Below are 25,773 nucleotides of genomic sequence, written 5' to 3'. Positions count from 1 at the left end.
CGACCAAGTGTGGGTGCGGTGCGCCGCCCGTTTGCCATGGCGCTGCCGGGGCGGCAGGGATGGTCAAGCCTTATGTTGCCGTGCTACATTCCTGAAGCGCCTGGCGCGGCGGGCTCTTCATGAGAGACACTCCGCCAGAGGCTACCCGCCCGATTTTTTGACATGCCCCATAAGGACACTCGTGAACCGATATCTCTTAAGCAGTCTGACCCTGACCCTGTTGGCTGCGTTTGCGCATGCCGCCGAACCCGTATCCGCCGTTGCCGCCCCGACCGTGGCCCCGGGCGCCGCGCCTGCCGCCGCTGGCGTCGTCTCCGGCATCGACGTGCAATACATCGATCCTGCCGTGCGCGTGCAAGACGATTTCTTTACCCATTTGAATGGCAAGTGGCTGGCCACGACCGAGATTCCGGCCGACAAATCGAGCTGGGGTTCGTTCGCCAAGCTGCGCGATGACACCACGCCGCAGTTGCGCGGCATTATCGAAGCCACGCAACAGGACAAGCACAAGAAGGCCGGTTCCGAAGCGCAAAAGATCGGCGACCTGTACGCCAGCTACATGGATGAAGCCAAGCTGGAAGCGCTGGGCGTGAAACCGCTGGCCGGCGAACTGAACCGCATCCGCTCGCTGCGCGACAAGAAGGGCGTGCCAGCCCTGATCGCCCATCTGAGCCAGACGGGTGTGTCCACGCCGTACGCCGTGTATGTGGGGCAAGATGCGCGTGCCTCGACGAAATATGCGGCGTATGTGAGCCAAAGCGGCCTGGGCATGCCCGACCGCGACTACTACCTGGAAGCCAAGCAGGCCGGCGTGAAGGAAAAATACCAGGCGCACGTGGAAAAGATGCTGGGCATGGCGGGCGACAAGAACGCTGCCGCCCACGCCAAGGCCGTGGTGGCCCTGGAAACGGCGTTGGCCGAAGTGCAATGGACCAAGGTCGAGAACCGCGACCCCGTCAAACGCTACAACAAGACCGACATCAGCAAGCTCAACGATCTGACGCCGGGCTACGACCTGAAGTCCGGCCTGGCGGCCCTGGGCATCGCCAACAAGGTCGATTACGTCATCGTCAACCAGCCGAGCTACCTGGCCGGCTATAACAAGGTGCTGGCTGCTACCGACCTGGATACACTGAAGGCGTATTTCGAATGGCAATTGCTGCGCAGCTATGCCAGCTACCTGTCGAAAAACTTTGTCGATGAAAGTTTTGCCTTCTACGGCACGGTACTGAGCGGCGTGACGCAGAACCAGCCGCGCTGGAAGCGTGGCGTGGGCGCCGTCGACGGCGTGCTGGGCGAAGCGGTGGGCAAACTGTACGTGGCGCAATATTTCCCGGCAGAGCGCAAGGCGCACATGCAGGAACTGGTGAAAAACGTGCTGGCCGCCTACAAGGAAAGCATCGACACCCTGGACTGGATGAGCCCTGAGACCAAGAAGGAAGCGCAAGCCAAGCTGGCCAAGTTCACGCCGAAGATCGCGTATCCGAACGTCTGGCGCGATTATTCGAAGCTGCAGATCGTCCAGGGCGACCTGGTGGGCAACATGATGCGCGCCGCCAATTTCGGCTCCGCGCGCCAGGTGGCCAAGCTGGGCAAGCCGATCGACCGCGAAGAGTGGGGCATGACGCCGCAGACGGTGAACGCCTATTACAGCTCGACGATGAATGAAATCGTCTTCCCGGCTTCGATCCTGCAGCCGCCATTCTTCGACGCCAATGCGGATGACGCCGTCAACTATGGCGCCATCGGCGCCGTCATCGGCCATGAAATCAGCCACGGCTTCGACGACAAGGGCAGCCAGTCCGATGGCGACGGCAACCTGCGCGACTGGTGGACGCCGGCCGACCGCAAGAACTTCGCCGCCAAGGCCGACGCGCTGACCAAGCAATACGACGGCTATAGCCCATTGCCCGGCTACAACGTCAACGGCGCGCTGACCCTGGGCGAAAACATCGCCGACAACTCGGGCGTGGCGATCGCGTATAAAGCGTACAAGATTTCGCTGGGCGGCAAGCCGGCGCCCGTGCTCGATGGCTTGACGGGCGACCAGCGCTTCTACATGGGCTTTGGCCAGGTGTGGCGCAGCAAGATGCGCGAAGCGCAGCAGATCGTGCAGATCAAGACCGATCCGCATTCGCCGGGCCAGTACCGCGCCAATGGCACCATGGTCAATCAGCCTGGCTTCTATGAAGCGTTTGGCGTGAAACCGGGCGACAAGATGTATGTTGCCCCGGAAAACCGCGTCATCATCTGGTAAGGGCCATGTAGCGAAGGAGGCCGGATTGGCGCGCAAGCGCGTTCCAATGCAAACGTGATCTTGTCACAACAAAAAAGACCACCTCGCGTGGTCTTTTTTGCATTCCGGCCAAAGTTCTTTCTGTCGTTTCGGCCGGTATGCTACAGTCAAAAACCGGGCCAGAAGCCTTGGGCATTCTGACCCTTATATTTCACACAATACAATATTAAGGATTACCGTGAATCGTTATTTGTTAAGTGCATTGACCCTGAGCTTGCTGGCTGGCGTGTCCGGCATGGCTGGCGCCGCCGGCGTTGCCGATACCGCCAAGAAAGCCGTCGCCACCACGGCGGCCGCGCCTGCTGGCCTCACGTCCGGCATCGCCGTTGAATACATCAATCCCGCCGTGCGCGCCCAGGACGACCTGTTCCAGCACCTGAATGGCAAATGGCTGGCGGAAACGGTCATCCCTGCCGACAAGTCGAGCTGGGGCAGCTTCGCCAAGCTGGCCGACGATACGCAAACGCAGCTGCGCGGCATCGTCGAAGGCGCGGCGGCCGACAAGGCCCGCGCGGCCGGTTCGAATGCCCAGAAGATCGGTGACTTTTACAACAGCTTCATGGACGAGGCCAAGCTGGAAAGCCTGGGCCTGACCCCTCTGAACGGGGAGATGGCGAAGATTGCCGCTTTGCAGGACAAGGCCGAATTGCCGGCCGTGATCGCGCACTTCAGCAAGCTGGGCGTGACTTCGCCGTACGACTTCGGCATCCACCAGGACGCCAAGGATTCCACCAAGTACGTGGCCGATATCGGCCAAAGCGGCCTGGGCTTGCCTGACCGCGACTATTACCTGGAAGAAGGCAAGGCCGACACGCGCGCCAAATACCTGGCCCACGTGGAAAAAATGCTGAGCCTGGCCGGCGATGCGAACGCGGCCGCCAATGCGAAAGCCATTGTGGCGCTGGAAACGGAACTGGCCAAGGCGCAATGGAGCAATGTGCAGAACCGCGACCCTGTCAAAACCTACAACAAGGTGGAACTGGCGAAACTGGCCGACGTGGCGCCAGGCTATGACTGGGCGCGCTACCTGAAGGACACGGGCATCGCCGGCAAGGTCAATTATGTGATCGTCAGCCAGCCCAGCTACCTGAAAGGCTTCGCCGAGATCGCCAACAAGACGCCGCTGGAGACATGGAAAGCGTATTTCCAGTGGCACTTGCTGCACGCCAACGCTGGCTACCTGCCGAAAGCGTTTGTCGATGAAAACTTCGCGTTTTATGGCACCACCCTGACGGGCGTGACGGAAATGCGTCCGCGCTGGAAACGCGGCGTGGGCGCCGTCGAAGGCGCGCTGGGCGAGGCCGTGGGCCAGCTGTATGTGGAGCAATATTTCCCGGCCGAGCGCAAGGTGCGCATGGAAGCGCTGGTGAAAAACCTGATGACGGCCTACAAGCAGAGCATCGACAAGCTCGACTGGATGAGCCCCGTCACCAAGAAACAGGCGCAGATCAAGCTGGCCAAGTTCACCACCAAGATCGGCTATCCGAACAAATGGCGCGATTACTCGGGCCTGGACGTCGCGCCGGATGACCTGGTGGGCAATATCCAGCGTTCGCACTTGCTGAACTACAACCGTGAATTGAACAAGCTGGGCCAGCCTATCGACCGCGACGAGTGGGGCATGACGCCGCAAACCGTGAATGCCTATTACAATCCGGAATTGAACGAAATCGTCTTCCCGGCCGCCATCCTGCAGGCGCCGTTCTTTGACGCCAACGCGGACGATGCCGTCAACTACGGCGCCATCGGCGGCGTGATCGGCCATGAAATCAGCCACGGCTTCGACGACCAGGGCGCCCAGTACGACGGCGACGGCAATCTGCGCGACTGGTGGACCAAGGCCGACCATAAAAACTTCGCCAAGAAAACCAAGCAACTGGTGGCGCAGTACAACAGCTTCAGCCCTGTTCCCGGCCACTTCGTCAATGGCGAGCTGACCCTGGGCGAGAACATCGCCGACAACTCCGGCGTGGCGATCGCCTATAAAGCGTATAAATTGTCGCTGAATGGCAAGAAAGCCCCCGTCATCGACGGCTTCACGGGCGAACAGCGCTTCTACGCGGGCTTTGCCCAGGTCTGGCGCATGAAGATGCGCGAAGCCCAGCAGCTGGTCTTGCTGAAAACGGACCCGCATTCGCCAGGCCAGTTCCGCGCCAACGGCACCATGCGCAACCAGCCAGGCTTCTATCAGGCCTTCGACGTGAAACCGGGCGACAAGATGTATTTGCCGCCAAAAGACCGCGTCATCATGTGGTAACAGCCGTTCCGGTGAACTGACGCCGAGCCGCCCCGCTGCAAGCCGGGCGGCTTTTTCATGCCCGGCGTGCGCAGGCGTAGGCCGGATCAGCGGTATAGCCGCGTACACCGACAAGCGCAGGCTATCGCCAGGCGAAAAAAAACCGCCCATCCGGGCGGTTCCTTGATAAAGCGCAATGGCTTACTTGGCAGGCTCTGCCGCAGGAGCGGAAGCCCCTTCAGCGGCCGCGGCCGGTGCAGGCACTTCCGGCTCCTTGAACTTGCCGCCCGAGGCGTTGGCGATATAGACCACGGCGCGCGCCACTTCCACGTCGTCGAGGTCGGGATTGCCGCCCTTGGCCGGCATGGCGCGCAAGCCTTCGATGGCGTGTTTCAGGACCGTATCGTAACCCTGGGCCAGGCGTGCCGACCAGCTGCCCGCATCGCCAAATTTCGGTGCGCCGGCCACGCCGGCGCCATGGCAAGCCACGCAGGTGGCCGTGTAGACGGCTTCGCCGCTCTGCAGCACTTTCGGACCACTGGCATCCTTGAACGTAAAGCCTTCATTGGCCACCGGACTCAGGCGCTCGGCGATGGCTTCGGGCGACTGGCTGTCCGAGCCGGCCCCCGTCAGTTTTTGGGTCGTGACAAATTGCACCAGCAGGATGATGCCGATGACGGTGACGAGGAAGAAGCCAGCTACGGCGGCAAGCAATTGTTTAGGCGTTTTGATCGCTGATTGTTGTTCGTTATGTGCGTCGCTCATGATGTCCTTAGTCCAGATTCGAAACTGATGGCCGTGTAAGGTAGCATTTTTACATGCCTGGATGTAAACCTTTATGAAACCCACAATTATAGGCACAAAAATTGAGCAGTGACATGCAATTGCCGGCGATACGACAGTTTCCGTAGACGTAGGTAAAGAAAAACGGTATCCTTCGCATCACTTCAGAAATTCCCCCTACGCGGCTGTAGCTCAGTGGATAGAGTATTGGCCTCCGAAGCCAAGGGTCGTGGGTTCGATCCCCGCCAGCCGCACCAGTTTTCCTCTTAGATCAGCGAGTTACAGAGTCGTTAGTGCGAGGCTTGAACTAGACCGATCCTAGCTATATCCACTTATTGTTTTCAAATTATCATCGTTTCCAGTGCCCAGATTTTGTTGGTGTTGTAGGTATTGTTACGGTGGTCGAGACGCGCCTTACGTTAGAATAGCCGCGAGACAATTTAGAGAATGCCACAGATGAAAGCGATCTGGGAGGGGAATGCATGAGTGAACAATCGCCGCCATCATTTGTGTTACCGCTTGCGGAAACACTGAATGTTGAATTTAAAAGCGATCTCAAGCGCTTGCCAGATGATGAACTTATTGAAGCGCTGGTATGCCTAGCTAACACCGACGGTGGTGAATTGTGGTTGGGCGTAGAAGATGATGGAACGCCAACCGGTTTGCATTCTGCACATCAGAATTTGACTGGATTGCCTGGATTGGTTGCTGCCCGAACGTCGCCAGCATTGGCGATAACGGTGGATGCTCATGCAGTTTCTGGTGTGCACGTAGCGCGTATCGTAGTTCCTAAGTCGCTGCATTCAGACGTATCGACTACCAGAGGGATGTATTTGCGTCGCCGTATGAAGCAGGACGGCACTCCGGAGTGTGTGCCGATGTTGCCACATGAGCGCAGTAGCCGTGCTAACCGAATCGGTCTGAGCGATGCATCCGCACAAGTTGTCGTTGGGGCAACACTAGCTGACTTCGATCCATTGGAACGTGAACGTTTGCGTCAGGCCATTCAGACCTATGGTGGCGACCGCGTGCTGTTGGAACTGGATGACGAGGCGTTGGATGGCGCTTTGGGATTTACTGCTCGTAGTGTCTCTGGCGAGCGCGTGCCAACATTGACCGGCTTGCTTATTATTGGACGCGAAATCGCGTTGCGTGAACTCGTACGGACGCATGAATTAGCGTTTCAGGTGTTGGCGCGTGAGGCTGTCACATTCAACGAGTTTCGGCGCTTTCCTCTGTTGAAAGCTTTGGAATGGTTGGAAACGAATTTTCGTCCTTATAATCCGGAAAATGAAGTTCAGATTGGCTTATTCCGCGTTCCAGTGCCAAAAGTGGATATGGGCGCATTCCGTGAGGCGGTGGCAAATGCATTGGTGCATCGGGATTATCACCACTTGGGCGCGGTTCATGTGCGATTGGACGATCAGGGAATGACAATAAGCAATCCGGGGGGCTTAGTTGAAGGGGTCACGCTAAGTAATCTATTGACCACTGAGCCACGTCCGCGCAATCCCGCATTGGCAGATGCTATGAAGCGCATTGGTATCGTGGAACGCTCGGGGCGTGGCGTAGATAAGATTTATCGTGGGATGTTGCGTTTTGGTCGACCAGAGCCTGATTATGGTCGTACTGATGCGAATAGTGTCGTGTTGCAACTCTCGACGGTTGCTGCCGACGAGGTATTCTTACAACTTGTTGTAGAGCAGGAAAATAAGCAGGGTGGAACGCCTTTACCAATTGACAGCCTTATTGTACTTGCTACTTTGCGTGAGCAGAAGCGACTAAGCACTGATGAATTGGCACAACATATTCAGCGTGACTCGGCAAAAGCCAAGCGCACGCTCGAGCATTTGGTCGAGGTAGGGTTAGTAGAAGCACATGGCAACAACCGTAGTCGAAGTTATACTTTATCTGCGGCTCTTTACCGGGCAAGAGGTGACAAACTGGCCTACACTCGGCAGGCGGGATTCAGCAGCCTGCAACATGAACAACTGGTCTTGAATTACATTCGGCAACATGGACGCATTCAGCGTAATGAAGTCATGGACTTGTGCCGTTTAAGCGGAGAGCAAGCTAAAAGTTTGCTGAAACGCCTCAAATCTGAACGTAAGTTAGAACAACATGGTGAAAAGCGTGGTGCGTTTTACATTTTGGGTGAGAATGGGGCGTTATGAGGCGTTTTGGGGAGTTATGGGGGTTTTATGGGGATTCTATGGGGAGGATAGTTGAAATTGCCTTAATGTTATCTCTTCTGAACTATGGTCGGCCGTAATGGCAAGTCACAACCCTTGCCTTCACTATGTCAGTTAAGACTTCACTCTGGAAGACGTGAAAGAGTTGGTCTTCAATACTTTTGCTGCTATTGCGACCTTGTTCGTAATCAGAAGAAAGCTTCGAAAGTAAATTCGTCTGTATAACTATGGCCTCATGGCAGCACTTTTTGTGTTCCGCCATGACCTCGCTGTAACGTTTCGCGTTATTTCAAAAGCTCCAGCAGCGCTTGTGCCGCCGCCTCCGACGAGGCCGGATTCTGGCCTGTGATCAAGATCCCGTCCGTCAGCACATACGCGGCCCAGTCGGCGCCTTTCGAGTAGATGCCGCCGTTTTCCTTGAGCATGTCTTCCACCAGGAAGGGCACGACCTTGGTCAGACCCACGGCCTCTTCTTCCGAATTCGTGAATCCCGTGACCTTCTTGTCTTTCACCAATGGCTGGCCATCGCTGGACTTGACGTGGCGCAGCACGCCAGGGGCGTGGCAGACAGCGGCGACGGGTTTGCCGGCTGCGTGCAGCGCTTCGATGAGAGCGATCGAGTCCTTGTCTTCCGCCAGGTCCCACAGAGGGCCGTGGCCGCCCGGATAAAACACGGCGTCGTAGTCGGCGGCCTTGACGGTGGACAGCGGCACGGTGGAAGCGAGCGCGGCCTGGGCGGCGGCATCCTGCTTGAAGCGCTGCGTGGCGGCGGTCTGCGAGTCGGGCGCGTCGCTCTTCGGGTCCAGCGGCGGCTGGCCGCCCTTGGGCGACGCCAGCGTGAGCTTGGCGCCGGCATCCTTCAACACATAATACGGCGCGGCGAATTCTTCCAGCCAGAAGCCGGTCTTGTGGCCCGTGTCGCCCAGCTGGTCGTGCGAGGTCAATACCATTAATACGTTCATGCGAACTCCTGTGCAAGCGGTGGGTGGGGTGGCAGTGCTGCGCCTTGAGCTTAGTCCTGTTCGCGTTTTCATGCTGCACGCCAGCGCTGCCGTTTTTTTGAGCAGCTGCGTGTCGGACAGGCCCGTGACGCCCTTGCCGTTGTCGGTTTACAACCTTCAAAGCGCTGCCGAAGCCGATATCGAAATTGATATCGAAACAGTGGAAAAATTGATTGGAGAGATTATCGTCCAGCCCCTAAGATAAACGCCGAGCGTGCGTCCGACATGCAAGCAGCAGAAAAATATCAATACAATATCTGGAGATTCATGATGTCTAGCGCCACCGGCCCGCTCGCGGCCATTTCCCCTCGTCCATTCACCTTGAAGGCAGCTGTTGCGGCACTGGCCGGTATCGGCTTGCTGAGCTCAGCCTCGGTGTGGGCGCAGGCGACGGCGGCGGCTGGCGCCAGTACGCAAGCTGCGGCCGACGTGGCCGAGGTGTCCGTCGTGACCGTCAGCGGCGTGCGGCGTTCGGCGCAAAATTCGCAGCAGATCAAGATGCGTTCGGACCAGGTCATCGATTCCATCGTCGCCGACGACATCGGCAAATTTCCCGACAATAACGTGGCCGAGACCCTGGCGCGCGTGTCCGGCATCCAGATCCGCCGCGATTCGGGCGAGGCGAGCGCCGTCATGATCCGCGGCTTGCGCGATGTCACGACCCTGCTCAACGGCCGCGAACTGTTCACCACCACGGGCCGCTACGTCAACCTGGCCGACATTCCCGCCACCATGCTGCAGCGCGTCGACGTCTACAAGTCGCAGGGCGCCGACCAGGTCGAGGGCGGCGTGGCCGGCATCATCGACGTGCGCACCAACCGGCCGTTCGATTTCAAGGACTTCACGGCCAGCGTGAACACGCGCGCCATGTACAGCGACAAATCGAAAGCCACCGACCCGAACGTCAGCGGCATGGTCTCGAACCGCTGGAAGACGGGCATCGGCGACGTGGGCGCGCTGTTCGGCCTGTCGCAGCAGCAGCACCGCTACCACGAGGAACGCGCGTTCAATACGGCGCCTGTGGACAAGAGTTACTTTTCGCCGGGCCTGACGGCGCCGGACCAGGTGGGCTTGCTGCCGATCAAGGGCGACCGCCGCCGCACCACCGCCAATGCCGCATTGCAATGGCGTCCCAACGCCGACGTGGAACTGTACGCGGAAGGCATGGCCACGCGTTTCCTGCTCGACTCGGAATCCGATTATTTCGTCGGCTTGCCATGGTGGGGCACGCCCGTGTCCGCCACCAGGATTCCCGGCACCGACCAGCTGCAAACCTTGACCTCCACTAACGTCAACACCATCATGTCGACGCAGGCGAACAAGAGCGCATCGAAGACGCACCAGTTCGCCGTGGGCGGCTTGTGGGAAATCAATCCGGAATGGCGTTTCACATCGGAACTGGCCAGCACCAAAAGTACGTTCAACTGGCGCAACCCCATCCTCGACGTCATCACGCAGGTGCCGAACGCCACCATCAATACCAATCTGAACGGCACCCTGAACGTCGACTACACGGGCATCGACCTGAAAGACCCGTCGAATTATTATTTGAAGGGCTTTTTCGACCGTTACGGCCAGGATGAAGGCAGCTCGAACGACTTGCGCGCCGACCTGGCGTACACGCCCAGCGCCGGTGGCTTCTTCAAGGAAATCAGCGTCGGCATGCGCGGCGTGAAACGCGAAGCGCAGTCGATCAAGAGCTTTGAAGGCAATGCGGAATCACCGGACGTGTCCGGCGCCGCGTTTCCGTTCAACCGCCAGAGCGTGACCTCGATTCCGGGCCTCAATTGCCTGTCGGAACCGATGTCCAGCGGCGGCCCCAACTATGGCTTGACGCAGTGGTATACGCCGTGCGCCAGCTTCCTGATCAACAATACGGGCGCCCTGCGCGAAGCCATCACGGGCAGCGGCGCCGCGCGCGCCCTCGATCCGGGTTCCTTCTTCAAGGATACGGAAAAAACGTATTCCATCTACGGCAAGGCGAAGATCGCCTTCAAGCTGGGCGCCTACCCCGTCGATGGTACCTTGGGCGTGCGCGTGGTGCGCACGGAACAAAGTTTGCAAGGCAACAGTTCGCAAGATGGCGTGTATACGCCCGTCATCAGCGACACGTCCAGCACGGACGTGCTGCCGAGCGTGGCGTTAAAAATCAAGCTGCGCGCCGACCTGATCGGCCGTTTCGCGGCGGGCCGCACCATCAGCCGTCCCGGCTTTGCCCAGCTCAATCCGGGCGTGGCCCTGGTCAACTCGACGGAAACGGTGAAGGCGACAGGCGCGGGCGGCAATCCGGATCTGAAACCGGTGACAGGCGACAATATCGACGCCGCGCTGGAGTGGTATTTCGCGCCGGCCGGTTCCGTCAACGCCACCGTGTTCCACCACAAGTTCGACGGCTATATCCAGCAGCGCATCTCCAGCGAAACCATCGGCGGCAAGGTGTATGACGTGGACCGCCCGTACAACACGGCCGCCGGCAAGCTGCAGGGCCTGGAAATTGGCTACCAGCAGTTCTATGGCGGCTTGCCCGGCATCTTGAACGGCCTGGGCTTGCAGGCCAACGGCACCTACATGAGCGGCAAGACCAACGACGAGACGGGCAGCCATGCCATCACGGGCGTGTCGCGCTACGCCTACAACCTGGTCGTGCTGTACGAAAAAGACGCGTGGTCGGGCCGCCTGGCCTACAACTGGCGCTCGAAATTCATCGACAGCTACAACCAGGGCGGCCCCGGCCTGGACTTGAAAGTGGCGGCCACCGCCCAGCTCGACGGTTCGCTGTCGTACAAGCTCAACGACCAGTTCACCCTCACGCTCGATGGGAATAACTTGCTCGATACCAAGTTCAAGGATTACTGGAACGACCCTGGCGTATATGCGCGCGATACGCGCCGCTATGACCGCACGGTCGGCCTGTCTTTACGCTGGAAAATGTAAAACGTCCATGGCTGCGTTGCCTTGCCTCGCCGTACTCCTCGTACTGTCTTCGGCAACGCGCCTTGCCCTGAACGTTTTACATGAGTGAAAAAAGCAGTATCCAAGGGCGTTGCCATGGTTTCGGCCGGCAACGCGCCTTGCGTTGTAAATCAGGCAGTCAGGCACGATTCATCATAAAAAGAATGGACGGAAAGCATGGAGACGCAAAAATTATCTACCGTTGAAAAGGTCGGCTTCGGCGCCGGCGACATGGCGCTGAATGTCGTCATCTCGTCGATGATGCTGATCATCACCTTTTTCTATACCGATATCTACGGCTTGAAAACCACCGACCTGGCCCTGCTGTTCGTGGCCGTGAAAGTGGTGGGCGCCATCGCCGACCTCGTCATGGGGCAGATCACCGACCGCTACAGCTTCGCCTCGGGCCGCTACCGCCCGTATCTGTTGTGGCTGGCAGTGCCGTTCGGCGTCAGCGTGTTTTTCGTGTTCACCACGCCGGAATGGGGCTATGACGCCAAGCTCATCTGGGCATATTTCACGTATATCCTGATGACCATCATGACGGCTGGCGTGGGCATTCCCTACATCTCGCTGATCAGCGGCCTCACCAGCGACCCGCACGAGCGCCTGTCCGCCAACGGCTACCGCCTGTTCTTCGCCAAGATCGGCGCCTTCATGGTCACCATCGTCGTGCCCGTCCTGTCGCAGCGCTGGGGCGGCGGCAACCCGGCCGTCGGCTACCAGGCGGCCATGGCCGTGATGGCCGTGATGGGCGTGGCCCTGTTCCTGTTCTGCTATTTCACCACCACCGAGCGGGTCGTCCACGTGGTGGAAAAACAGTCCTTGATGGCGCAGCTGCGCGTGCTGCTGAAAAATGACCAATGGCTGGTGCTGTGCGGCGTGTGCGTCACGGGCACGGTGGGCTACGTGGTGCGCGGTTCCGTCGCCATCTATTACGCGAAATACTACCTGGGCGGCGACACGGAAACAGTGGCCGCCTTCCTGACCACGGGCGTGGTGGCGGCCATCCTGGCCATGGTCGCCTCGACGTGGATCACCAAGTTCTATTGCAAGGTCAAGCTGTTCCGCTACTCGCAGATCGGCGTCGCCCTGATCAGCCTGGCGATTTATTTCTTCGTCAAACCGAGCGATACCGTGCTGGCCTTCGCCCTGTATTTCCTGCTGTCCTTCGTGGTGGACTTGCATGCGCCCGTGTTCTGGTCGGCCATCGCCGAGACCATCGATTACGGTCAAGTCAAGACGGGCAAGCGCGTGTCCGGCTTCGCCTTTGGCGGCATCTCCGTCTGCCAGAAGGCCGGCATGGCCGTGGCGGGCTTTTTGGTCGGCATGCTGCTGTCGTATTTCGACTACCAGCCGAACCATGAGCAGACGCAATTCGCCCTGAACGGCATCGCCCTGATGCTGTCGGTCATCCCCGGCTTCTTCCACTTGCTGATGGGCTTGCTGATGTTCAAGTACCGCATCAGCGATGCGTACTACAGCGGCGTCAAGTCGGAAATGCACAAGCGCGGCTTTGTTGCCGCGTGAGGACGGTTGTAGACCTAACTACTTTTAAGTGAGTGAATATGAGTGAAATACTGACCCCGCTGATCGAACAGCGTGCCGACCCGCACATCTACCGCCACAGCGACGGCTATTATTACTTTACGGCTTCCGTGCCCCAGTACGACCGCATCGAGCTGCGCCGCGCCGACAGCATCGCCGGCCTGGCCGATGCGCAGCAAGTCGCCGTCTGGCACAAGCCGGACACGGGCCCGTACAGCGAACTGGTGTGGGCGCCGGAGCTGCACTTCAACCAGGGCGCCTGGTATGTGTATTTCGCCGCCGCGCCGAGCCGCGACATCAAACATAAACTGTTCCAGCACCGCATGTATGCGATCCGCAACACCAACGCCAACCCGCTCGAGGGCGAGTGGGAATTCATGGGCCAGATCGACACCGGCATCGACACCTTCTGCCTCGACGCCACCACGTTTACGCACGACGGCGTGCTGTACTACCTGTGGGCGCAGAAGGATGTCGCCATCGAGGGCAACTCGAACCTGTACATCGCGCCGATGGCCACGCCGTGGCAGCTGGGCGGCCCGCCCGTGATGCTGAGCAAGCCGGAATTCGACTGGGAAATCCGCGGCTTCTGGGTCAATGAAGGGCCGTCCGTGCTGAAACGCAACGGCAAGATTTTCATCAGCTATTCCGCCAGCGCCACGGATGAAAACTACGCCATGGGCTTGCTGTGGGCCGACGAATCGGCCGACCTGCTCGACCCCGCCGCGTGGACGAAATCGCCCGAGCCCGTGTTTGCCACCTGCTACGAGCACGGCATCTACGGCCCCGGCCACAACAGCTTTACGACGGCCGACGATGGGGACAATGTGTTGCTGGTGTACCATGCCCGCACCTACACGGAAATCGTTGGCGACCCCCTGTGGAACCCGGACCGCCATACCTTTGTGAAGCCGCTGCGCTGGGATGCGCAAGGCATGCCCGTGTTTGGCCGTTCATCGACCCTGTAAACCTGGACCCCACGCCATGACCTCAGTTGATTCCGCTTCTGTCTCAGTGACGCAAGCACCGTTCGGCGTCTTGCCCGACGGCGCCCACGTCAGCGCCTTCACCCTGACCAACCGCCAGGGCATGCAAGTCAAAGTGCTCGATTTTGGCGCCATCATCAGCGAAATCCACGTGCCGGACCGCGACGGCACCTTGGCCGACGTGGTGCTCGGTTTCGAGCGCATCGAGCCGTATCTGCACAATGGAGCTTACCTGGGCGCCGTCGTCGGGCGCTTCGGCAACCGCATCGCCGAGGGGCGCTTCCGCCTCGATGGCAAGGACTATCAGCTGGCCGTGAACAACGCGCCGAATCACCTGCACGGCGGAAATCAAGGGTTTCACCAGGTCATGTGGCAGGCGGAGCCGTTCACCAAGGAAGACGCGGTGGGCGTGACCCTGAGGCGCAGCAGCCCCGACGGCGAAGACGGCTATCCGGGCCGGCTGGACGTGACCATCGTCTACGAGCTGGACGACGACAACGCGCTGAGCCTGCGCTACCACGCCGTGACGGACCAGGCCACGCCCGTCAACTTGACCAACCACAGCTATTTCAACCTGGCGGGGCAGGGCCATATCCTGGGCCACGAGCTGTCGATCAACGCGGACCGCTACACGCCCGTCGATGCCGGTTCCATTCCGACCGGCGAGCTGGCGGATGTGGCCGGCACGCCGTTCGACTTGCGCCAGCCCACCATCATCGGCGACAGCATCGACTTGCCGCACGAGCAGATCCGCATCGGCCGCGGCTACGACCACAACTTCGTGCTGAATAAAAAGGCAGGTCAGTTGCTGAACCTGGCGGCCACCGTGCGCGATCCCGCCTCGGGCCGCAGCATGCAGGTGTACACGCAGGAGCCCGGCGTGCAGCTGTACACGGGCAATTTCCTCGACGGCAGCCAGTACGGCAAGCTGCGCCCCATCAGCTACCGCGGCGCGCTGTGCCTGGAAACCCAGCATTTCCCGGACTCGCCGAACCAGGAACATTTCCCGGATACCATCCTGCGTCCCGGTGAGGAGTATCGGACGGAAACGGTGTACCGCTTTTCCGCCGAGTAAGCGCCGCCCTCCACCTAGCCCACGCCCTGCCGCCACGCGCTCGCAGGGCGTTTTCATTACTGCATGCCAATATCGTTTTCGATATCGGAACGCATTAAAAATTGATTGGAAAGGCATGGCAGGATTCTTTAGTATCCCAACATCGCTGCCCGGGCTGACGACATTAGATCCGGCATGGCACAACCAGGAGAATTGCATGTCTGAGACAAAAAAGAAGGTAGCCCTGCGCTCTGCCGAGTGGTTCGGCTCGCAGGACAAGAACGGCTTCATGTACCGCAGCTGGATGAAAAACCAGGGCATACCTGACCACGAGTTTCATGGCAAGCCCATCATCGGCATCTGCAATACCTGGTCCGAACTGACCCCCTGCAATGCCCATTTCCGCCAGCTGGCCGAACACGTCAAGCGCGGCATCCTGGAAGCGGGCGGTTTCCCCGTGGAATTCCCCGTCTTCTCGAACGGCGAGTCGAACCTGCGCCCGACAGCCATGCTGACGCGCAACCTGGCCTCGATGGACGTGGAAGAATCGATCCGCGGCAACCCGATGGACGCCGTCGTGCTGCTGGTCGGCTGCGACAAGACGACGCCGGCATTGCTGATGGGCGCGGCCAGCGTCGACATTCCCACCATCGTCGTCAGCGGCGGCCCCATGCTGAACGGCAAGCTCAATGGCAAGGACATCGGTTCCGGCACCGCCGTGTGGCAGCTGCACGAGCAGATGAAGGCGGGATCGATCACCCTGCACCAGTTCATGTCGGCCGAATCGGGCATGTCGCGCTCGGCCGGCACCTGCAACACCATGGGCACGGCTTCGACCATGGCCAGCATGGCCGAAGCGCTGGGCACGTCCCTGCCGCACAACGCCGCCATCCCCGCCGTCGATTCGCGCCGCTACGTGCTGGCGCACATGTCGGGCATCCGCATCGTCGAGATGGTGCACGAAGACCTGCGCCTGTCGAAAGTGTTGACGCGCGAAGCGTTTGAAAACGCCATCAAGGTCAACGCCGCCATCGGCGGCTCGACGAATGCCGTGATCCACCTGAAAGCCATTGCCGGACGCATCGGCGTGCCCCTGGAACTGGAAGACTGGACCCGTGTGGGCCGTGGCACGCCGACCATCGTCGACCTGCTGCCGTCGGGCCGTTTCCTGATGGAAGAGTTTTACTACGCGGGCGGCTTGCCAGCCGTGATACGCCGCCTGGGCGAAGGCGATTTGCTGCCGCACAAGAATGCCTTGACCGTCAACGGCAAGTCGCTGTGGGACAACTGCGTCGAAGCGCCGATCTACAACGATGAAGTGGTGCGTACGCTGGACAACCCGCTGCTGGCCGATGGCGGCATCTGCGTATTGCGCGGCAACCTGGCGCCGCGCGGCGCCGTGCTGAAACCGTCGGCCGCCTCGCCGCACCTGATGCAGCACCGCGGCAAGGCCGTCGTCTTCGAGGATTTCGAGCACTATAAATCGCGCATCCTCGATCCGGATCTGGATGTGGACGCGAACTCCGTGCTGGTCATGAAGAACTGCGGCCCGAAAGGCTACCCGGGCATGGCCGAAGTGGGCAACATGGGCTTGCCGCCGAAGTTGCTGGCGCAAGGCATCACCGACATGGTGCGCATCTCGGATGCGCGCATGAGCGGCACCGCCTACGGCACCGTCGTCCTGCACGTGGCGCCGGAAGCCATGGCGGGCGGTCCGCTGGGGATTGTGAAAGATGGCGACATGATCGCCCTCGATTGCCACGCCGGCAGCCTGAACATCGACATCAGCGATGCGGAAATCGCCGAGCGCCTGGCGGCCCGCGCACTGGGCAGCGCGCCCGGACCGAAGAGCGGCTACCAGCAGCTGTACATCGAACACGTGTTGCAGGCCGACGAAGGCTGCGATTTCGACTTCCTGGTCGGCAATCGCGGTTCCGCCGTGCCGCGCCACTCACATTAAGCGGAGACTCCCATGCTGTTGCTGCAATTTACGAATGAAAACGGCGGCCGCCTCGTCGGCCTGCTGCAAGATGACCAGATCCGTGTCATCGAAGGCTACAACACAACCTATGCGCTGGCGCAAGACGCCATCCGCAAGAAGGTCGGCCTCGCTGAGCTGGTCAACGCCAGCGTCGGCAACACCACGCATGCATATGCGGACGTGGCCGCCAGCGGCCGCCTGCTGGCGCCGCTCGACCACGCGGACGAGGCGCATTGCTACGTGACGGGCACGGGCCTGACCCACCTGGGCAGCGCCGGCGCGCGCGACGCCATGCACAAGAAGATCGGCGGCGATGCCGAATCGCTGAGCGACTCCATGAAAATGTTCCGCCTGGGCGTGGAAGGCGGCAAGCCCGCTGACGGCACGGCCGGCGCCCAGCCCGAGTGGTTCTATAAAGGCGACGGCTCCATCGTGCGCGCCAGCGGCCAGCCCCTGCGCATGCCGGACTTTGCCCTCGACGGTGGCGAAGAGCCGGAAATCGCCGGCCTGTACGTGATCGGCGACGACGGCCAGCCTTACCGGGTCGGCTACGCCATCGGCAATGAATTCTCGGACCACGTGACGGAGCGCCAGAATTACCTGTACCTGGCCCATTCGAAGCTGCGCGTGTGCAGCGTGGGCCCGGCTCTGCTGGTGGGCGAGTTGCCCGCGCACATAGACGGCACCTCGCGCGTGCGCGACGCGGCCGGCAATGTGCGCTGGGAAAAGGCCTTCGTCAGCGGCGAAGAGAATATGTCGCACACGATCGCCAACCTCGAGCACCATCACTTCAAGTATCCGCTGTTCAAGCGCCCTGGCGACGTGCACGTGCATTTCTTCGGCACCGCGACCCTGAGCTTTGCCGATGGCGTGAGCGTGGCGCCGGGCGAGACCTTTGAAATCGAAGCGCCGGCCTTCGGCCCCGCCTTGCGCAACCGCCTCGACATCTTCCCAACCGCATTTGCGAAAGTGAGCACATTATGAGTTTCCACATCACCGGTGATGCACTGATCGGCGGCGTCGCCGTCAAGGGCAATGGCGGCTCCTTCGAAGCGTGGGACCCGGCCGCGCGCGCGCACATCGCGCCCGCCTTCCACATGGTGGACGCCGCGCAGATCGACACAGCCTGCCGTCTGGCGCAAGCCGCGTTCGACCCGTTCCGCGCCACCAGCGACGCCGAGCGTGCCGACTTCCTGGACACCATCGCCGCGCAAATCCTGGAACTGGGCGACGCGCTGATCGTGCGCGCCATGACGGAAAGCGGCTTACCGCGCGCCCGCCTGGAAGGCGAACGCGGCCGCACGGTGGGTCAATTAAAACTGTTCGCCGGCTTGCTGCGCGAAGGCTCGTGGACGGATGCGCGCATCGACAGCCCGCTGCCGGAGCGCGTGCCGCCCCGTCCCGACTTGCGCTTGCGCATGATCGGCCTGGGCCCCGTCGCCGTCTTCGCGGCAAGTAACTTCCCGCTGGCCTTCTCGGTGGCGGGCGGCGATACGGCCTCGGCCCTGGCCGCCGGCTGCCCCGTCGTCCTGAAAGCCCACTCGGCCCACCCGGGCACGTCCGAGCTGGTGGCGCGCGCCATCGTCAAGGCGATCGACCTCTGCAAGTTGCCGGCCGGCGTGTTCGCCTTGTTGACAGGCACGGGCAATGGCATCGGCCAGGGCCTGGTGGCCCATCCGGCCATCCAGGCCGTGGGCTTCACGGGTTCGCGTTCGGGCGGCATCGCCCTGATGAAGGTGGCGGCAGAACGCCCGCAGCCGATCCCCGTGTATGCGGAAATGAGCAGCATCAACCCCGTGTTTGTGTTGCCGCAAGCCTTGGCCGCCCGTGGCGCGGCGATCGCCAGCGGTTTTGCCGCGTCGCTGACGATGGGCGTGGGCCAGTTCTGCACCAATCCCGGCCTCGTGCTGGGTTTGGAAGGCGCCGACTTCACGGCCTTTGCCGCCGCCGCCGCCGAAGCGCTGGCGCCGGCGCCGGCCGCCACCATGTTGACGGCTGGCATCGCCAGCAGCTATGCCAAGGGCGTCGCCGCCCTGGCGCAGCACGCGGACGTGACGCCGCTGGTGCAAAACACGGGTGAAGAAGGCAAGGGCGCCGCCGCCCTGTTCGTCACCTCGGGCGAGGCCTTCCTGGCCAAGCATGACCTGCGCGACGAAGTCTTCGGCCCCGCCTCCTTGCTGGTGGCGTGCCGCGACATGGAACAGTTGCTGGCGATCACGGAAAGCCTGGAAGGCCAGCTGACGGCCACCCTGCAAATGGATGCGGGCGACCTGGAAGACGCGCGCCGCCTGCTGCCCGTGCTGGAACGCCGCGTGGGCCGCATCCTGGCCAATGGTTTCCCGACGGGGGTGGAAGTGTCGACGGCCATGGTGCACGGCGGCCCGTTCCCGGCCACGTCCGACGGCCGCAGCACCTCGGTGGGCACGGCGGCCATCAACCGCTTCCTGCGTCCCGTGTCCTACCAGAACCTGGCGCAGGACTTGCTGCCGGAAGCCTTGCGCGACGATAATCCGCTGGGCATCTGGCGCCGCAAGGATGGTGTTCTCGGTAAAGAGTAAAAAGGCCGCGGTGGGCCGCGAAGCATCGCGGCGCATTGCCGTTTTTGTTGGGCGTTGTACATAAAAAATAAACAGCTGGAGACGAGAATGAAGCAATTGGCGACATATGGCAGCTTGCAGGGCAAGCGCGTGTTCATCACGGGTGGCGGCAGCGGCATCGGCGAATCTTTGGTGGCGGAGTTTGCCGCCCAGGGCGCGCTGGTGGCGTTTGTCGATATCGCCGTGGAAGCGAGCGAGGCCCTGTGCCGCCGCCTGGCCGAAGCGGGCTGGACGGCGCCCCTGTTCCGCCATTGCGACATCACCGATATTCCATCCTTGCAAGCCGTCATGGCGGAACTGGCCGGCAAGCTGGGCGACTTCGACATTCTCGTCAACAATGCCGCCAACGACCAGCGCCACCAGGCGCAGGACGTCACCCTGGAATACTGGAACGAGCGCATCGCCATCAACCAGCGTCCCATGTTCTTCACCTGCCAGGCCGTCTTCGAAGGCATGAAGCGCCAGGGCGGCGGCTCCATCATCAACGTTAGTTCGATTTCCTGGCACATGAAGTCGGGCGGCTACCCCGTGTATGCCACCACCAAGGCGGCCGTCGTCGGCCTGACGCGGGGCCTGGCGCGCGATTTCGGCGCGCACAATATCCGCGTCAACACGGTGACGCCGGGCTGGGTCATGACGCAGCGCCAGATCGACCTGTGGGTCGACGACGCGGCGGAAGTGGAAATCAAGAAAAGCCAGTGCCTGCCGAATAAACTGATGCCGCAGGACATCGCCGCCATGGTGCTGTTCCTCGCGGCCGATGACGGCGCCATGTGCACCTCCCAGGAATTCATCGTCGACGCCGGCTGGGTCTGACAAAACGCCCAGGGCGTTGTTGCAGGGTCTCGCCGTACATTCGTACTGTCTTCGACCTCTGCGCCTAGCCCTGGGCGTTTTGTCGGGTGCGGGTCTTTCCGCAGCCATACCTCCTTTTGAAGCACCGCTCTTGCCGCCCCAACCCCGCGGCGGGAGAGGCATCGCCACGTCTGGAAGCTGAACATGAAATGTCTCGTTTGCAGCATCGCCCTCGTTTTCGCCAGCGCCGCCAGTGCGCAAGCCACGCAAGCCCCTTTATCGAGTCCTGACGGCAGCCTGCAGGTCAAGGTCGCCGCTGGCCCCTCTGGCGGCGTCACCTATGCCGTGCGGCGCGCTGGCGTGCCCGTCATCCTGCCGTCGGCGCTGGGTTTGCAATTTGCCGGCCTGGACCTGTCGCGCAAGCTGACCCTGGGCGCGGCATCCCCCATCACGCCCGTGTCCGAGCGCTATACCATGGCCACGGGCAAGCGCCGGGTCATCGATTACGCCGCCAACGAGCAGCGCTTCACGGTGAGCAATGCGCAGGGACACGCCATGGACGTGGTGTTCCGCGTGTCCAACGATGGCGTGGCGTTGCGCTACGTGCTGGGCCAGGTGCCGGACGCGGCTGGAGCCATGCTGCAGGAAAGCACGGCCTTCAGCTTTGCGCCGTCTGCCCGCGCCTGGCTGCAGCCGATGCAGGTGGCGCAGACGGGCTGGATGCACACCAATCCCGCCTACGAAGAACATTACCGCATGGATATTCCCGTGGGCACGCCGTCGCCGTTGGCGGCCGGCTGGGTCTTCCCGGCCCTGTTCCAGTCGGGCGACACGTGGGTGGCGCTGACGGAAGCGGACATGGATGGGCATTTCCATGCCTCGCGCCTGCAGGCGAAGTCCACCGGCGGCGTCTATCGCATCGGCACGCCGATGGCGGCCGAGGTGGCACCCGGCGGCGCCTTGCTGGCGCAGGCGGCCACGGGCTTGCGTTCGCCGTGGCGGGTGCTGGCCATCGGCAGCCTGGCCACCGTCATGGACAGCACGCTGGGCACCGACCTGGCCGCGCCCGCCATCGCCTTCGATGCGGCCAAGGTGCGGCCCGGCCACGCGGCCTGGAGCTGGGGCTTGCTGAAGGATGATGCCACCGTGTATGCGGTGCAGAAACAGTTCATCGATTACGCGGCCGACATGCGCTGGGACTACGTGCTCGTCGATGCGGACTGGGACCGCCAGATCGGCTACGCCAAAATGGCCGAGCTGGCCGCGTATGCGGCGACAAAAAACGTGGGCCTCTTCCTCTGGTACAACTCCTCGGGCAGCTGGAACAAGACCACGTATTCCCCGAAAGGCAAGCTGCTGAGCCACGCGCAGCGCGAACAGGAATTTGCGCGCCTGGCGCAAATGGGCGTCAAGGGCATCAAGGTGGATTTCTTTGCCGGCGATGGCCAGTCGATGATGGCCTATTATCTGGGCATCCTGAACGATGCGGCGCAACACGGCTTGCTGGTCAATTTTCATGGCGCCACCTTGCCGCGCGGCTGGGCCCGCACCTATCCGAATCTGATGACGGCCGAAGCCGTCAAGGGACTGGAATTTACCACCTTTGAACAGCGCGACCAGGACGCCATGCCCGCACATGCGGCCATGCTGCCGTTCGCGCGCAACCTGTTCGACCCCATGGATTTCACGCCCATGGTGTTGGGCGACGTGCCGAATATCCGCCGCGCCACGCGCAACGGCTTTGAACTGGCGCTGCCCGTGCTGTTCCTGTCGGGCGTGCAGAACTTTGCGGAAGTGCCCGCCGGCATGGCGAGCGTCCCCGCGTATGTCAAAACGTTCTTGCAGGAATTGCCGCGCAGCTGGGATGACAGCCGCTTCCTCGGTGGCGTGCCGGGCCAGTACCTGATGCTGGCGCGCCAGGCGGGCGAACGCTGGTATGTGGCCGGCATCAACGCCCAGGATGCGGCACGGACCTTCACCGTGGACTTGTCCTTCCTGGAAGGCAAGCGCGGCGCCCTGATCACGGACGGCGCCAGCGAGCGCGCGTTCAGTCAGCAGGAAATTGCGGCCGGCAAGGCCGTCATCACGATCAAGCCGCACGGCGGCTTTGTAGCCATTTTTAATTAAAACAACAGGAGACAGCATGAAACTCGTCAACACCAGCATCCTGGCCTTGAGCCTGGTCGTCAGCAGCGCCTTCGCCGCCCCCGTGAATGTCACCATCGACGTGGCCAAGCCCGGTCCCGTGATCAACAAGAATGTGTACGGGCAGTTCGCCGAGCATCTGGGCACGGGCATCTACGAGGGCATGTGGGTGGGCCCGGAATCCCCCATTCCGAACACCAAGGGCTGGCGCAACGACGTGCTGGGCGCGCTGAAACAATTGCATGTGCCCCTGGTGCGCTGGCCGGGCGGCTGCTTTGCCGATGAATACCACTGGAAGGACGGCATCGGCGCGCGCGCCCAGCGCCCGACCAAGGTCAACACCAACTGGGGCGGCGTGGAAGAGTCGAATGCCGTCGGCACGCACGAATTCTTCGACCTGGCCGAGCTCTTGGGCGCGCAGACTTATATCAACGGCAACCTCGGTTCCGGCACGCCGCAGGAAATGTCCGAATGGCTCGAATACATGACCTCGGACAGCAAGTCGACCCTGGCCGAGCTGCGCCGCAAGAATGGCCGCGCCCAGCCGTACAAGGTCGACTACTTTGGCATCGGCAACGAAGCCTGGGGTTGCGGCGGCAATATGCGCCCGCAGTACTACACCGACTTGTACAAGCACTACCACACCTTCATGAAGACGCCGGAAAGCGCGCGGCCGAAATTCATCGCCAGCGGCGGCAATGACGAGGACATCAGCTGGTCCGACACCCTGAGCCGCGAAATCAAGCCGAACATGATGGACGCCATCAGCTTCCACTACTACACGGTGCCGACGGGCGTGTGGGAAAAGAAAGGCGCGGCCACGGGCTTTGGCGAAGATCAATGGATCTCGACCCTGAGCCGTGCCATGCATATCGACACCTTGATCAAGAACAATCTCGCCGCCATCGACAAGAATGACCCGTCGAAAAAGACGGGCCTGTACGTCGATGAGTGGGGCACCTGGTACGACGTCGAGCCGGGCACCAACACGGGCTTTTTGTTCCAGCAAAACAGCTTGCGCGATGCGCTCGTCGCGGCCCTGAACTTCAATATTTTCCATGCCCACGCGGACCGCGTGCGCATGACGAATATCGCGCAAATGGTCAACGTGCTGCAGGCGATGATCATCACGGACAAGGATAAATATTTCCTCACGCCTACGTATCACGCCTTCCAGATGTACGTGCCGTTCCAGGACGCCACCTCCTTACCGGTTGCCATCGCCGGCAATGGCAAATACAGCCTGGGCAAGGTCAGCATTCCTGAAGTGAGCGCCTCGGCCGCGCGCGCCAAGGATGGCAAGGTCTACCTGTCGCTGGTCAACACCAATCCGCACAAGGCCGTCGACGTCAACGTGGCGCTGGCCGGCAAGCAAGTGGCCAGCGTGAATGGCCGCGTGCTGACCGCAGGCAAGATGGATGCCGTCAACAGCTTTGCGCAACCGCAAGCCGTGCAGCCGGTGGCGTTCAATGCCAAGGCGCAAGGCGGCAAGCTGACCGTGTCGGTGCCCGCCAAGGCCGTGGTGGTGGTCGCCGTGGAATAAGCCGCCAGCTTCCTGCTGTCTACTCTGTGCCGGCGCGGGAGCTTTCCTGCGCCGGCCAGCCGCATCGTGCTGCACGTTGTAGAGAAAGTATTCCATGAACAGAAGAGAAGCTGTACTGGCGCTCGGCAGCGCCATGGCCCTGGCCGCCTGTGGCGGCGGTGGCTCGTCCGAGAGCGCGCCTGTCGTGTCCGTCACGCCGCCCGTCGTGCCCCCCGTCACGCCCCCTGTGGTGCCCCCCGTCGTGCCGCCTGTTGTGACGCCGCCCGTACAAGGCGCCATCACCTTTATCAATGCCTCCGTGCATGACCCGTCCCTCATCAAGGTGGGCGCGACCTATTATGTGTTCGGTTCCCACCTGGCGGCCGCCAAGTCCACCGACCTGATGAACTGGACGAAGATGGCCGATGGCGTCAACGCCGGCAATCCCCTGTTCAACAATGTCGTCACGGCCTTGGCCGACACCTTTGCCTGGTCGCAAGTGATCGGACTGTGGGCGCCCGATGTGATTCAGCTCGACAATGGCAAGTTCGCCATGTACTACAACAGCTGCAAGGGCGATTCGCCCCGTTCCGCCATGGGCCTGGCCCTGGCCGATGCGGTGGAGGGCCCGTACGTCAACCAGAAGATTTTCCTCAAGTCCGGCATGTGGGGCCAGGTCAGCGAAGATGGCGTGACCATCTACGATGCGCTGACGCAACCGAACGTGGTCGACCCGAACACCTTCCGCGATGCCACGGGCAAGCTGTGGATGATCTACGGCTCGTACTCGGGCGGCATCTTCATCCTGGCCATGGACCCGGCCACGGGCTTGCCTGTTGCGGGGCAGGGCTATGGCAAGCACGTGATTGGCGGCAACCATAGCCGCATCGAGGGCGCGTATGTGCTGTACAGCCCGCAAACGCAGTATTACTACCTGTTCACCTCGTTTGGCGGCCTGGACGCGAACGGCGCCTACAATATGCGCGTGGCCCGCTCGCGCAATCCGGACGGCCCCTATGTGGATGCGCAGGGCAAGGACATGCGGCAAGTCAAGTCGAATCCCGCCTTGCCGCTGTTCGACGACGCATCCATCGCGCCGTTCGGCCAGAAGCTGATGGGCAACCATCAATTCGCGCTGGCGGCGGGCGAGACGGGCACGCCGCCCGGGTATGTGTCGCCAGGACACAATTCGGCGTATTACGATAGCGCCACGCAGCAGTATTTCCTCATCTTCCACACGCGCTTCCCGAACATGGGCGAGCTGCACGAGATCCGCGTGCACGAGCTGTTCATGAATGGCGATGGCTGGCTGGTGGCGGCGCCGTTCCGCTACGTGCCGTTAAGCAAGAGCGTCACGCCGCTGGCGGCGCAGGTGGCCTCATCCGAGGTGGCGGGCAGCTATCAACTGATCAACCATGGCAAGGATATTTCCACGGCGCTCAAGCTGTCGCAACATATCGCGCTGCTGGCGAATGGCACGATCAGCGGGGCACAGACGGGCACGTGGCAGCACCAGGGCAACAACCTGCTCGCCATCACCCTGGCGTCCGGCGGCTTGTTCAATGGCGTGCTGTCGCGCCAGTGGAATGCCAATGCGCAAGCCTTCGTCGTCACGTTCACGGCGCAGTCCGCCGACGGCGTGTCGCTGTGGGGCGCCCGCACGGGCACATAAAGTAAACACTCAA

17 protein-coding genes and 1 tRNA gene are annotated in these 25,773 nt (G+C 61.5%); 16 read left to right on the top strand and 2 right to left on the bottom strand.

Going from position 1 to position 25,773, the window contains the following annotated elements:
- Positions 1-181 precede the first annotated feature (181 nt).
- Together BM193_RS17245 and BM193_RS17240 are read left to right on the top strand one after the other, a co-directional pair.
- Positions 182-2,257, top strand: coding sequence for a M13 family metallopeptidase (locus BM193_RS17245; RefSeq protein ID WP_092798730.1), 2,076 nt, complete (start codon positions 182-184; stop codon positions 2,255-2,257).
- Between the two features lie 217 nt (positions 2,258-2,474).
- Entirely contained in the window at positions 2,475-4,553 is a 2,079-nt protein-coding gene (locus tag BM193_RS17240) for a M13 family metallopeptidase (protein ID WP_092798721.1), read from the top strand.
- A gap of 180 nt (positions 4,554-4,733) precedes the next feature.
- On the opposite strand, the gene BM193_RS17235 is transcribed toward BM193_RS17240, so the two are convergent.
- Entirely contained in the window at positions 4,734-5,297 is a 564-nt protein-coding gene (locus BM193_RS17235; RefSeq protein WP_092798709.1) for a c-type cytochrome, read from the bottom strand.
- A 199-nt stretch (positions 5,298-5,496) separates the two neighbouring features.
- Here BM193_RS17235 and BM193_RS17230 point away from each other — a divergent pair.
- A tRNA-Arg gene (locus BM193_RS17230) sits at positions 5,497-5,572 on the top strand.
- A 225-nt stretch (positions 5,573-5,797) separates the two neighbouring features.
- The gene (locus BM193_RS17225) at positions 5,798-7,489 is read left to right on the top strand and encodes a DNA glycosylase AlkZ-like family protein (RefSeq protein ID WP_092798707.1); all 1,692 of its coding nucleotides are present in this window, start codon (positions 5,798-5,800) and stop codon (positions 7,487-7,489) included.
- 302 nt (positions 7,490-7,791) lie between these two features.
- Here BM193_RS17225 and BM193_RS17220 read toward each other — a convergent pair whose 3' ends face one another.
- Complete coding sequence (locus BM193_RS17220) at positions 7,792-8,469, bottom strand: type 1 glutamine amidotransferase domain-containing protein (protein WP_092798705.1); 678 nt, start codon at positions 8,467-8,469, stop codon at positions 7,792-7,794.
- Here BM193_RS17220 and BM193_RS17215 point away from each other — a divergent pair.
- From BM193_RS17215 to BM193_RS17160, 12 genes are all read left to right on the top strand, one after another.
- Complete coding sequence (locus BM193_RS17215) at positions 8,468-8,713, top strand: hypothetical protein (RefSeq protein ID WP_139176187.1); 246 nt, start codon at positions 8,468-8,470, stop codon at positions 8,711-8,713. The two genes, BM193_RS17220 and BM193_RS17215, sit on opposite strands and share 2 nt — an antisense overlap.
- Before the next feature lie 62 nt (positions 8,714-8,775).
- Positions 8,776-11,442, top strand: a complete 2,667-nt coding sequence (locus BM193_RS17210; protein WP_092798704.1) for a TonB-dependent receptor — start codon at positions 8,776-8,778, stop codon at positions 11,440-11,442.
- Between the two features lie 195 nt (positions 11,443-11,637).
- Entirely contained in the window at positions 11,638-12,990 is a 1,353-nt protein-coding gene (locus tag BM193_RS17205) for an MFS transporter (protein ID WP_092798703.1), read from the top strand.
- Positions 12,991-13,028: 38 nt separating this feature from the next.
- Entirely contained in the window at positions 13,029-13,976 is a 948-nt protein-coding gene (locus tag BM193_RS17200; protein ID WP_092798702.1) for a glycoside hydrolase family 43 protein, read from the top strand.
- 16 nt (positions 13,977-13,992) lie between these two features.
- A complete protein-coding gene (locus tag BM193_RS17195; protein WP_092798701.1) occupies positions 13,993-15,069 on the top strand; it encodes an aldose epimerase family protein in 1,077 nt (358 codons plus the stop codon).
- Between the two features lie 196 nt (positions 15,070-15,265).
- A complete protein-coding gene (locus BM193_RS17190) occupies positions 15,266-17,008 on the top strand; it encodes an IlvD/Edd family dehydratase (protein ID WP_092798700.1) in 1,743 nt (580 codons plus the stop codon).
- Positions 17,009-17,020: 12 nt separating this feature from the next.
- On the top strand, positions 17,021-18,013 hold the full coding sequence (gene araD1 / locus BM193_RS17185) for an AraD1 family protein (RefSeq protein WP_092798699.1): 993 nt from the start codon (positions 17,021-17,023) through the stop codon (positions 18,011-18,013).
- Positions 18,010-19,587, top strand: coding sequence for an aldehyde dehydrogenase (NADP(+)) (locus BM193_RS17180; protein ID WP_092798698.1), 1,578 nt, complete (start codon positions 18,010-18,012; stop codon positions 19,585-19,587). Before araD1 ends, BM193_RS17180 begins: the two co-directional genes overlap by 4 nt.
- Before the next feature lie 87 nt (positions 19,588-19,674).
- The gene (locus BM193_RS17175; protein WP_092798697.1) at positions 19,675-20,442 is read left to right on the top strand and encodes an SDR family NAD(P)-dependent oxidoreductase; all 768 of its coding nucleotides are present in this window, start codon (positions 19,675-19,677) and stop codon (positions 20,440-20,442) included.
- 183 nt (positions 20,443-20,625) lie between these two features.
- On the top strand, positions 20,626-22,548 hold the full coding sequence (locus tag BM193_RS17170) for a glycoside hydrolase family 97 protein (RefSeq protein ID WP_092798696.1): 1,923 nt from the start codon (positions 20,626-20,628) through the stop codon (positions 22,546-22,548).
- A 16-nt stretch (positions 22,549-22,564) separates the two neighbouring features.
- Positions 22,565-24,109 (top strand): alpha-N-arabinofuranosidase, encoded by a 1,545-nt coding sequence (locus tag BM193_RS17165; protein ID WP_092798695.1) that lies wholly within the window; start codon positions 22,565-22,567, stop codon positions 24,107-24,109.
- A 94-nt stretch (positions 24,110-24,203) separates the two neighbouring features.
- A complete protein-coding gene (locus BM193_RS17160; RefSeq protein ID WP_254786298.1) occupies positions 24,204-25,760 on the top strand; it encodes a glycoside hydrolase family 43 protein in 1,557 nt (518 codons plus the stop codon).
- The last annotated feature ends 13 nt before the right edge of the window (positions 25,761-25,773 follow it).

It is taken from the genome of Janthinobacterium sp. 344, from assembly GCF_900112025.1.
In the GTDB taxonomy this organism is placed as follows: Bacteria; Pseudomonadota; Gammaproteobacteria; order Burkholderiales; family Burkholderiaceae_D; genus Janthinobacterium.
Note: the sequence above shows the minus strand (reverse complement) of the source record. Positions and strands in the feature narration are given on the sequence as shown.